Origin of the sequence: Stieleria sp. (genome assembly GCF_041595215.1) — a bacterium.
Lineage (GTDB): Bacteria > Planctomycetota > Planctomycetia > Pirellulales > Pirellulaceae > Stieleria > Stieleria magnilauensis.
Map to the genome: position 1 here is coordinate 1 of NZ_JBFHKV010000151.1, position 11271 is coordinate 11271.

The window sequence follows — 11271 nt, forward strand, 5'->3', positions numbered from 1 at the left end:
CGCGATCGTCACGCTGTACGAGTCGTCGTCGCGGCTTGGCGGAGTGATCGACACCGAGCGGATCGAAACGGACCAGCACGGCTGCTTTGTGATCGATCACGGCGCCGACATGTTTGCCACCGAGCCGCCGGCCGCCATCGAACTGTGTCGGGATCTGGGCGTGGAAGATCAGTTGATCGTTCCCGACACCACGCGAGCCGGTGCGATGATCGTGCACCGCGGCAAGCTGGTACCGATCCCCGATGGCTTTGTTTTGATGCGGGCGACCAAGCTTTGGCAGATGGTCACCACGCCCTTGTTGTCGGTCCCCGGGAAGCTGCGTTTTCTGGCCGAACGGTTTGTCAGCCGTCAGTCGGGCGTGGACGATGCGACCGACGACATCAGCGTCGCGGAATTCGTCCGCCATCGCATGGGCGCCGAGGTGCTCGATCGGCTGGTCGGGCCGCTGGTCGCCGGGATCTACACCGCCGACATCGAAAAATTGAGCATGAAGGCGACGATGGCTCCGATGGTCGCGATGGTCCAAAAGCACGGCTCATTGGCCCAGGCGACGCTCGCCCGGCGGCGCGAAGACAAGGACCGGACCGAACGGAACAGCGCCGGGGCGAGGTACGAAAAATTCCGTGGCTTTCCCAACGGGATGAAGCAATTGATCGACACGCTTGCGGTGGCGATCGGTGAAAAGTCGATTCAGACCGAAACGCCGGTCAGCGCCTTGCACTGGAACGCCGATCAAACCAGCCACTCTCAAGCGGGCACCTGGGAAATTCATTTCGACCAGGGCGCCGAATCCTTTGACGAAGTCGTCTTGGCCACGCCCGCGGCCGTGTCGGCGCGGCTGCTCCGCACCGTGACTGGGGAAGCCATCCAGGCGGCCAGCGAAACCGCCGCGGAGGCGTTGTCATCGATCGAGTCGGCATCGACGGCGATCGTCGTCCTGTGTGTGCCGAAGTCCCAAATCACGCGACTGCCCAATCAGTTCGGTTTCGTGGTTCCCAAAATCGAACAGCGAAAGATCTTGGCGGTCAGCTTCGCCAGTCACAAGTATCCGATCCGCTGCCCCGATGATCACACGATCATTCGCGTGTTTGTCGGCGGCGCACTGCAGCCGGAACTGCTGGAGCAATCCGACGACGAGATCGTCGAAATGGTGCGCGGTGAGCTTGCCGAACTGATCGGCATGACGGGAACAGAAACGCTCGCCCGCGTCGTGCGTTGGAACAACGCGATGCCCCAGTATCATGTCGGCCATCTCAAACGTGTCGAGACGATCCGGCGGGCGATGGACCAGATCCCGAACCTGCATCTGGTCAGCAACGCGCTCGGCGGAGTCGGGATCGCTCCGGTGATCTCGGCGGGGAAAGCATTGGCGAGAAAAATCAGCGGAGCCAGTTGAGTTCGGCGGGATTGCGTTAAACTAATGGGGCTTCCGCATCCCTCCCCCCGCCTCGCCTCTTGGGACGATTGTGAATCCATGATTCGTCTTTTCCTCGCCGGTATGATCGGCCTGAGCGTGATACCGGCATTTGCCGACCCAGGCGTTGATTTTTCGGGTCAGATCCAACCTCTATTTCAGCGGCACTGCATCGATTGCCATGGGCCGGAGGAGCAAAACGGCGGGCTGCGACTGGATCGATCCAGCGACGCGTTCGCCGAAGCGGATTCGGGGACGGCAGCGATCGTTCCCGGAAAGCCAGAGGAAAGTGGACTGTTGGCGCGGGTGAAGTCGAGCGACGAAGACGACCGAATGCCTCCCGAAGGTGATCGATTGTCCGACGCAGAAATCAAACAACTGGAACGTTGGATTCAATCGGGGGCAGCTTGGACGGACGCCACGGAACCGTCCGACGAACCGCCGCTGGAGAGTGACCACTGGGCGTTCCAGCCGATCCGTTCAATCTCACCGCCGCCCGTCGCCGACCCCAGTTGGCCGCGCGGCGATCTGGATCGATTGATCCAAGCACGGCGTGAAGCGGCGGGGTTGGCGGTCGTCGATGACGCCGCGCCGATCGTGTTGGTCCGCAGGGCGACGTATGGGCTGACGGGATTGCCGCCGACGATCGAAGAAGTCGATGCGTTCGCCGACCGCGTCGCTGCCGTCGGCACAGCCGATGCGATGGCAGAACTTGTCGACGAGTTGCTGAGTCGGCCGGCTTACGGTCAGCGATGGGGAAGGCACTGGATGGATTGGGTGCGCTACGCCGATACCGCCGGCGACAATTCCGATTTTCCGATTCCGCAAGCGTATCTGTATCGCAATTACATCATCGATTCGCTGAACGATGACCTGCCGTACGATCGGTTTATCGCCGAGCAGATCGCCGGCGATTTGTTACCCGCCTCGTCGCTTGCCGAACGTAACCGCCAAACGATTGCGACCGGTTACTTGGCGATGGCCCGGCGATTCGGATCCTTGGTCGAACGCTATCCTTGGCATTTGACGATCGAAGACACGATTGACAACGTCGGTCGCACGATGATGGGGCTGACCCTGGCGTGTGCCCGTTGCCACGACCACAAATTCGATCCCGTCAGTACCCGCGACTACTACGCGTTGTATGGAATCTTTGCCAGCACGCGGTATCCGTTCCCCGGAATCGAACTGTTTCAAACACAGCGCGACTTTGTCAGTTTGCTTGACCAAGCCGAAACGCAAGCAAGGCTTGACAAGTTTCAACCCGAAACAGACAAGCTGGTCGCCGAACTACAAAAACATTTGGATCGTTGCGAAGCGAAAGCAGAAGACAACGCCCGACGTGAAAAAGAAAGCACGCTGGAACAGCAGCGAAAAATGCGCGACGAGTTGGACGGCATGCTGATCAAGGCTCGCAAGGCCGGCGAAGCGCTTGCCGAACACCTGCGACAGTTGCCGGACATTCCCAGTGCCTACGCCGTCGCGGATGCCGATGCGGTGGACGCGCGGATTCAAATCAAGGGAGAGCCCACACGTCCGGGCGCCGAAGTCCCGCGAGGGTTTCCTGAAATCCTTGGCGGTTGGAAGCTTGAATCCGATCTGGCCCAATCCACCAGCGGCCGCAAACAGTTGGCACAGTGGATCACCCATCCGGAGAACCCGTTGACCGCCCGTGTGATCGTCAATCGAGTTTGGCAGCGACACTTCGGCACGGGGATTGTCCCCAGCACCAGCGATTTCGGACTGCGTGGTGAATCACCGACGCATCCCCAGTTGCTCGATTGGCTGGCCACCGATTTCATCAACAGCGGTTGGTCGCTCAAGCATCTGCAGCGACGCATCATGACGTCACGCACCTACGCACTGTCCAGTGCCAGTGTGCCGGAGAACTTGGCGCACGATCCCAACAATCAACTGCACTGGCGGTTCAATCGACAGCGTTTGGACGCCGAATCGATTCGTGACACCGTGCTGATGATCGCCGGGACACTCGATTTGACGCCGCAAACCGAGCCGTACCCGTTTCCGCCTCGCGATCAATGGAAATACACCCAACACCACCCCTTCAACGACGACTACCCCAGCAACAAACGCAGCGTCTATTTGATGACCAAACGTTTGACGGCCGGGGCGTACTTTCAGACCTTCGACGGCCCCGATCCGAATGCCTGTACCAGTCGCCGTGACCAGTCGATCACCGCGCTGCAGGCGTTGTATTTCGCCAACGACCAGTTTTTGCACGATCAATCGACACGGTTTGCCGACAGGGTGCTGAAACAACCGGGCGACACGAAATCGCGAGTCGAATTTGCCTTCCGCACCGTCTTGTCTCGTCCCCCGACAAGCGACGAAACGCAGCTGTTGCAGGCGCACTTGGAAAAGGTCGCCGGTCGCATTGGTGACGGCGACGATCAAGAACGCCAGATGTGGGCCAGTCTGGTCCGCAGCTTGTTCCGGTTGAACGAATTCTTGTATCTGGATTAACGTCTCACACCTTCCTTTGTCTCGGGTCTGCATTGATGTTGAATTCAAATCTGAATCGGCGAACGATGATTCGATCGATGGTCGGTGGTTCGTTGATGATGCCGGGAATCGTGTCGCAGTTGTTGGCCGAGCAGTCCGATCCGCTCGGTCCCAAGGCGACGCACCATCGCCCGACCGCAAAGAACGTGATCTTCATTTATGCCACCGGCGGCGTTTCGCACATCGACACGTTCGATCCCAAACCGACCAGCGGTGGTCGTGACGGCAGCGGAAAAGATCGATTGATGGGCAATCTGTTCGGTGCCAAGCCGAATCAGAAATGCGGCACGCTGGTCAGCGACATCTTTCCGCATGTCCGTGACGTGATGGACGAAATCTGTCTGATCCGGTCGATGAAAGCGTCGCACTTTGATCACTCCGAAGCCACGCTGGGGATGCACACCGGATCGCCGACCTTTGCCCGGCCGAGCATGGGGTCATGGATCAGCTACGGACTGGGGACGGTCAATCAGAACCTGCCCAGTTTCATCGTGATCGCGCCCCATTTACCCTATGGCGGTACACAGGTTTACGCGAGTGATTTTCTGCCGGCGTTCCATCAGGGCACGCGCGTGTTGCCGGGGAAGAATCCGATCGCGAACCTGAACCCGCCCGGTAAGACGGGACAGTTGCAAGATTTGGAATTCGACCTGGTGGATCAATTCAACGAGCGCCATGCCCGTCAGCGTCCACACGATAGCGCGTTGGCGGCCCGGATCAAGTCGTTCGAGACGGCGTTTCAGATGCAACAAGCGGCACCCGAGGCGTTTGATGTCCAGCAGGAACCGGAACACGTTCGACGGCTGTACGGACTGGACCGCAAAGTCAAAGGTCCGGGGGCGGATTTTGCGTGGCAGTGTTTGGTCGCCCGTCGATTGGCCGAACGCGGTGTTCGCTTCATCGAATTGATCGACACCGGATCGCGGCCCAATTGGGATTCACACGGCGAGATGAAGGAGCATGCGGATTTGGCCCGCAACGTCGACCAGCCCACCGCGGCGTTGATTACGGATCTGCGTCAGCGGGGCATGTTGAAGGACACGATCGTGTTGTGGGCGACCGAGTTCGGGCGGACTCCGACGAAAGAAGGAAAAAATGGGCGCGGACACCATCGTGATTGTTTTAGCGTGTGGCTGGCCGGCGGCGGGTTCAAGGGCGGTCACGTTCATGGTGCGACCGACGAGATCGGAAAATACACGGTCGAAGATCCCGTCGAAGTCCACGATTTGCACGCCACGATGTTGCACCAGTTGGGCATCAACCACGAAAAGCTGACCTTCCGTCATGCCGGCCGTGATTTCCGTTTGACCGATGTCCACGGTCGGATCGTGAAGGACCTGATCGCGTGATTGAGGTGGGGTGGATGGCCAGCGGTGCGGGTTTCGATTCGCGGGTGTTGAGGTGAACCTTTCGCGTCGCTGGCTTGTCGATCCCAGCGGACCATGGATGTCCCACCTTGTTTGATCAACACCCCCGCCATGCGAATTGTGCCTTGAACGCCTCTGATGACGACGATCCTGTTGGATCCGCGAGTGATTCTCCAGTCGACCGGCCGAGCCAATTTACGACGGGGATTCTACTGGCGATCATCGGCACGTTCTTGTTCGCGTTGAAATCGATCTTTATCAAATTGGCGTACGCCGAGGGGGCGGAGCCGACAATGTTGCTGATGCTCCGTCTCGCATTCGCGCTACCGTTTTATCTCGCCGTGTTCTGGCAGGTTCGCAGGTCATCCGGCGCCAAACCGATCCGCCCCCAGCTTTTCTTACGAGCGATCGTCTTAGGCTTCCTGGGCTACTACCTTGCTTCCTATCTGGATCTGAGCGGGCTGCAATACATCACCGCCCAGTTAGAACGGTTGACCTTGTTCGTGTATCCCGCAATCGTCGCGATTCTGGCCTGGATGTTTCTGGGCGAAGTGCTGAACCGACGGATTATCCTGTCGATTCTGTTGTGTTACGGCGGTATCGCGATGATGTACAGTCAGGAGCGATTGCTCAGCGACGGCACGCACGTCACGTGGGGCGTGATTTTGGTCAGCGGATCCGCGATCAGTTACGCGATCTATATTCTGTTGGCCAAACCCATCATGCAATCGATGGGGAGTCGGCAATTCACCAGTCTGGCGATGATCGGATCGACGGTATTCGTCGCAATCCATTTTTTAGCCGAAGGCAACGTCGCGCAACTGACATCCGCCCGGCCGGTCGTTTTGGGATATGGATTTGTGTTGGCAATCGTCTGCACGCTGATCCCCAGTTTCATGATCAACGAGGCGATCATGCGAATCGGTGCGACGCGAACCGCGGTCATCGGCAGCGCAGGGCCGGTCCTGACGATGTGCCTGGCGATCGGTGTCTTGCACGAACCGTCCTCAATGGGGCACTTCATCGGCATGGGCGTTGCGATCGTGGGTGTCGGTTTGGTGACCCAGAGGTGACGATGTTACTGAGCACCCTGCGTTACTTAGCACCCTGCTCGATAAACCGCTCGATCTTGCGTTCCAGCACCGGCAAGGGGATCGAACCGGAACTCAGCACGGCGTCGTGAAATTGGCGGACGTCAAACGCATCGCCGAGCTGCGTTTCGGCACGTTCTCGTAGCTCCGTGATGAACAGCTCGCCGACCTTGTATCCCAAGGCTTGTCCCGGCCAGCCGATGTAGCGATCGACTTCGGCAACGATGTTGTGCTCCGACAACGCCGTGTTTTCTTGCATGTACGTGATCGCCTGTTGCCGCGTCCAGCCTTTGGCATGGATGCCGGTATCGACGACCAATCGACTCGCCCGCCAGGCTTCCATGCTCAGCCGGCCGAACTCCTGGTAGGGATCTTTATAGAATCCGAGTTCACTGCCCAGCTTTTCGCTGTACAGCGCCCAGCCTTCGATGAACGCGGTGAAATTGCTCTGCTTGCGGATCGGATGCAGTCCCTCCAATTCCGCTTGAAGGGCCAGTTGTAAATGGTGACCGGGCACCGCTTCGTGAAACGAGAGGGCCTCGAGTTGATACAGCGGGCGGGCCGACAGGTTGTAGGTGTTGACGTAGTAAAACCCGCCACGGGTGCCGTCGGTCGCGGGCGGCCAATAATACGCCGACGTGGTTTGCGGCGCGACATAGTCGGGGACTTCGCGAATCCCGTACGGTGTGCGGGGAAGCTTGCCGAACAGATTGGGAAGCCGCCCGTCGGCTTGCTTCAAGATGTAAGCGACTTCCTTGAGCAGTTCTTCCTTGGTCTTGGGATAGAACTTGGGATCGGTGCGGAGGTGTTTTAAGAACGCTTGCAGGTCACCGTCAAACTTGACCCGGACTTTGATCGCTTCCATCTGCGATCGGATTCGGGCATTTTCACGAATCCCGGTCTGATGCAACTCGTCGGGTGTCATCTCCAGCGTTGTGAACTTGCGGATTTGTGCCTGGTACAACGCTTGGCCGCCAGGCAACGATCGAGCCGCGATGCTTCCTCGGCATGCCGGAACGTAGGTCGTCTTCAGGAACTCGGCGAAGTCACGGTAGGCGGGAATGACACTGTGCCGGATCGCATCGAGAACTTTGGGGCGCAGCTCGTTCCAATCCTTCTCAGATAACTTGGCGATCGATTCCTCGGCCAGGTTGGTCAGGAACAGCGACTCTTCGGGGTCGTCCACCACGTGAGCCTGGGCCTGCCGGACGCTGTCTCGCATGATGATGGCCGGTTGAGTCAAACCGGCATCGATGCCTTGACGCAACAGCGCGATTTGTTCGGCAACGTAGCGTGGAGACTGATTGAGCCGCGCGATGTAATTTTCCATGTCCTGCCGCGAATCGGGATTCATTTGTCGCGGCAACTCGGGCAAGCCGATGTGGAAACCTTCGCGATTGTTGATCGGCATCAAGTGCAGACCGAGCCGGTAATCCGTTTGTTCGGTTTCCAGCTTGCGACGCAACAAGTCCACGTCGACTTGGTCTTCCGCGTCGAGCGAGGCTAGATCGATGGCGTCGAGGGACTTGAGGAATCCGGCGCGGGCCAGCTGACGGCGTTGGAGGTCGGCGGGGGTGTTGCTGGCCAGTCGGTCTTGTCCGCGCGGGTCACCGACATCGGTGGCCAGCAGCGGGTATTCGTCGAGTTCGAATTCCCAGACTTGGTCCATCAACGCGCGAAGCGTCTCATTTGACGGACGCGAGACCGCGTCGTCGGCATGTGCGTCGTGGGATGGGACATCAAATGCCAGCAGCAGCGTGGCGGTGAAGGCGATGACTAAGTACTTCATCAGTTTGCTTGTTGGACGCGAAACTTGCCGGGCGAGACACCGAAGGTGCGGCGGAACTGTCGTGTGAAGGCGCTTTGGTCGGAATAGCCGACGGCCAGCGCGATGGCAACAATCGGGTCCTCCGTCTGACGTAGCTTGGTCGCTGCGGCACCCATTCGCAACTGCAAGATCAGCTGCGACGGTGGGATTCCGTAGACCTGACGGCATCGTCGATCGAGCTGGTAGGTCGACATGTTCTCCCGCTCGGCCAGTTCCGAGTTCCGCAACGGTGTGCCCAGATGCTGCTTGATGTGCCCCACGATTCGAGCCAGCCGGTTCAGATCACTCGCGTCCTCGCCGGGTGACTGCAGGTCCCGTGAGATCCCGACCAATCCGACAACGGTTCCGTCGGTTCCCTTGAGCGCCAATTTGGTGGTCAGACACCAGCCCGTGTCGCCCGACGGATAGGCGTGGCGTTCCAGTTCGTCGACCAACGGTTGCTCCGTTTTGATGACGGTCAGGTCCTGCGCGAAGAAGCGGTTGCCGATCGGATCGCGAAAAATTTCTTCGGACGTTTTTCCGATCAAGTCGCTTTTTTGCTTGGCACCACTGCGTTGCACCAGCGTCTCGTTGACGATCACATATCGCCCCCGACGGTCTTTCACGAAGTAAACGATGTCTGTCAAATGGTCGAAAAGTGCCTCGCTCAAGAACGGATCGGCGAGCTGGCCGGCCAGTTCCAGCCGGACATCGTTGAACGGTGTTAGGTCAGGTGTGCGCAATTTTCATTCTCGCAGACTGGTGATGTCAATCTAGCGGTCCGGCGACGTACTATAGTGGTTGCCACCTAAACGGCCCTGTGAAAGACGATGGCTTTTGCCACCCCGTGGCCGCCACGTCGGTCCTGCAATGATTCAGCCTATGCCCGATTCCTTTCCCGTTCTAGACACCCACACAGGCGGTGAGATCACCAGAGTGCTGTTCGCCGCCGACATCGGGCTGTTAGGGCAATCGGCGGCGCAACAACTGGAGCAACTGCGTGGACCGTTCGATTGGATCCGAAAAACGTTGACCAGCGAGCCGCGTGGAACCGAGTACGCCGTTGGCGCCGTCGTGACGCCACCGGGAGAGGATGCCGCTTGCCCCGGATGCATCGTGTTTTTCAACAACGTCGGATACCTGGGGATGTGCGGGCACGGATTGATCGGCGTCATCGAAGCACTCCGCTATCGTGATTTGATTGGCCCGGGAACGTATCGGTTCGCCACGCCCGCGGGATCGGTCCAGACCACGCTGGAGCAAGATCGATGCGTCCGTTTCATCGGCGTCCCCAGTCGCTGTCACCGCCAGGATGTCGCCTTGTCGTGTCGGGACGGGGACCGCGTGGTGGGGGATATCGCCTACGGCGGGAATTGGTTTTTTCTGACGCATGACGAAGCGGTCCACTCGGCGACGCTCTCGGAGTTGATGGACCGGAGTCAGCGGATTCGCGACGCATTGGACCAACACGGCGTCCGCGGCGAAGACGGCGCGGTGATTGATCATGTTGAACTCTATTGCCCGCTTTCCACCGCGGCCGAGGGCCCGCAAGCGGCGGAAGAAGTCGGTTGTCGAAACTTTGTCTTGTGCCCCGGTGGGCACTACGATCGTTCGCCCTGTGGCACGGGGACGTCTGCAAAACTGGCTTGTCTGGCGGCACGCGGATTGTTGCAGCCCGGTGTGGAATGGATTCAGGAGTCGATCACCGGAAGCCGGTTCGTCGCGTCGTATGAAGACGAATCGGACGGCGTCCATGTGACCATTCGAGGGCGGGCTCACGTGATCGCGGAAACACGTCAGATCTTTGATCCCGAGGACGCCTTGCGTCTGGGCATCGGGGGGCCAGGCCGATGAGTGCTCGATCGGACGTGATCATTATCGGCGGAGGCGTCATCGGATGCTGGACGGCCTGGCATCTGGCACGCGCGGGCTGCGCCGTGACGGTGCTGGAACGGGATCGGATCGGCAGCGGGGCGTCGTCGGGCAATTGCGGATACATCTGTCCCGGGCATGTCCATCCGCTGTGTGCCCCCGGTGCGGTCACGAATGGTTTGCGGATGATGGCGAAGTTCGGCGGGGCGTTGTCGATCACGCCGCGCTGGGATCCGTCGCTGTGGCGGTGGTTGCTACGGTTCGCCAAGCATTGCAACGCCGCTGATTTTCGCAGCGCGTCCAACGCCCGTCATGCGCTGTTGAAATCGTCCCGGGCGCAATACCAATCGTTCGCGTCTCGCCACGCAGCGCGATTGCAATGGCAAGAACGCGGCTTGTTGTTGGTGTATCGATCGGTCCGTGATTTCGAAGCCTACGAGGAATCGGCGTCCCAGTTGCGACGCGATTTCGGATTGCGTCTGGATCGTTATGACGGAGACGCCATTTTGCAGCTGGAACCGACACTGCGTGATTCGCTGGCCGGTGGTTGGCATTTCCCCGACGACGCGCATCTTTGCCCGAGTGCCTTGTTGGATCAGTTGCGCGACGAGATTGAAGCATCCGGCGGTGTGTTTCGCGAGCAGACGGAAATCGAATCGTTGCACGTCGACGGCGCGGCGTTGACGTCGGTTCAGACAACGCAAGGAGACCGTCTGTCGGCCGATGCCTTTGTGTTGGCGACCGGCGCCGAAGCGTCGAAGTGGGGACGCTCGCTCGGTTGTCGAATCCCCGTGATTCCCGGCAAAGGCTACTCGGTGACCTTTGACGACGCGACCGGCATGCCCAAAACGCCACTGATATTCGAGGATGATCACGTCGCCGTCACCCCGCTGGGAGATTCCTTTCGGATCGGGTCGACAATGCAGTTGACCGGATTTGATCGTTCGATTCCGGCGTCCCGGATCGAGTTGCTCAAACGCTCGGCGCGAGAACACCTGCGGGTTGAATTGCCGCGGGCAACCGAGACGCCTTGGTCAGGCTGGCGACCGATGATGCCCGACGGATTACCGTGCATCGGTCGTTCGCCCCGCGCGGCCAACGCGTTCGTTGCCGCCGGCAACGGTATGATCGGCATGGCGTCCGGGCCCGCGACGGGACAGTTGGCCGCCGAATTGGTGCTCGGAAACGAGCCGCACC

8 protein-coding genes are annotated in these 11271 nt (G+C 59.5%); 6 read left to right on the top strand and 2 right to left on the bottom strand.

Going from position 1 to position 11271, the window contains the following annotated elements:
* The 4 genes from hemG to ABX749_RS08295 form a co-directional block, all read left to right on the top strand.
* Positions 1 to 1396 (top strand): protoporphyrinogen oxidase (hemG, locus tag ABX749_RS08280; RefSeq protein ID WP_372895564.1); only part of this gene is annotated, 1396 nt, incomplete at its 5' end.
* Positions 1397 to 1474: 78 nt separating this feature from the next.
* Positions 1475 to 3898 (top strand): PSD1 and planctomycete cytochrome C domain-containing protein, encoded by a 2424-nt coding sequence (locus ABX749_RS08285; RefSeq protein WP_372895565.1) that lies wholly within the window; start codon positions 1475 to 1477, stop codon positions 3896 to 3898.
* Between the two features lie 65 nt (positions 3899 to 3963).
* Entirely contained in the window at positions 3964 to 5286 is a 1323-nt protein-coding gene (locus ABX749_RS08290; protein WP_372895566.1) for a DUF1501 domain-containing protein, read from the top strand.
* Between the two features lie 143 nt (positions 5287 to 5429).
* Positions 5430 to 6377, top strand: coding sequence for a DMT family transporter (locus ABX749_RS08295; protein ID WP_372895567.1), 948 nt, complete (start codon positions 5430 to 5432; stop codon positions 6375 to 6377).
* A 22-nt stretch (positions 6378 to 6399) separates the two neighbouring features.
* Here ABX749_RS08295 and ABX749_RS08300 read toward each other — a convergent pair whose 3' ends face one another.
* Positions 6400 to 8184 carry a DUF885 family protein gene (locus ABX749_RS08300; RefSeq protein ID WP_372895568.1) on the bottom strand — a complete coding sequence of 595 codons (1785 nt, stop codon included), beginning with the start codon at positions 8182 to 8184 and terminating at the stop codon, positions 6400 to 6402.
* Positions 8184 to 8945 (bottom strand): helix-turn-helix domain-containing protein, encoded by a 762-nt coding sequence (locus ABX749_RS08305; protein WP_372895569.1) that lies wholly within the window; start codon positions 8943 to 8945, stop codon positions 8184 to 8186. The genes ABX749_RS08300 and ABX749_RS08305 overlap by 1 nt, the downstream gene beginning before the upstream one ends.
* A gap of 139 nt (positions 8946 to 9084) precedes the next feature.
* Here ABX749_RS08305 and ABX749_RS08310 point away from each other — a divergent pair, with 139 nt between their 5' ends.
* Positions 9085 to 10056 (top strand): proline racemase family protein, encoded by a 972-nt coding sequence (locus ABX749_RS08310; protein WP_372895570.1) that lies wholly within the window; start codon positions 9085 to 9087, stop codon positions 10054 to 10056.
* A partial coding sequence (locus ABX749_RS08315) for an NAD(P)/FAD-dependent oxidoreductase (RefSeq protein WP_372895571.1) occupies positions 10053 to 11271 on the top strand: 1219 nt, incomplete at its 3' end. The genes ABX749_RS08310 and ABX749_RS08315, both read left to right, overlap by 4 nt.

What these genes read in the sequence shown, in the direction of transcription:
- ABX749_RS08300 (WP_372895568.1), bottom strand. Translation starts at nt 8,184, where the DNA reads ATGAAGTACTTAGTCATCGCCTTCACCGCCACGCTGCTGCTGGCATTT.
- ABX749_RS08290 (WP_372895566.1), top strand. Translation starts at nt 3,964, where the DNA reads ATGATTCGATCGATGGTCGGTGGTTCGTTGATGATGCCGGGAATCGTG.
- ABX749_RS08285 (WP_372895565.1), top strand. Translation starts at nt 1,475, where the DNA reads ATGATTCGTCTTTTCCTCGCCGGTATGATCGGCCTGAGCGTGATACCG.
- ABX749_RS08310 (WP_372895570.1), top strand. Translation starts at nt 9,085, where the DNA reads ATGCCCGATTCCTTTCCCGTTCTAGACACCCACACAGGCGGTGAGATC.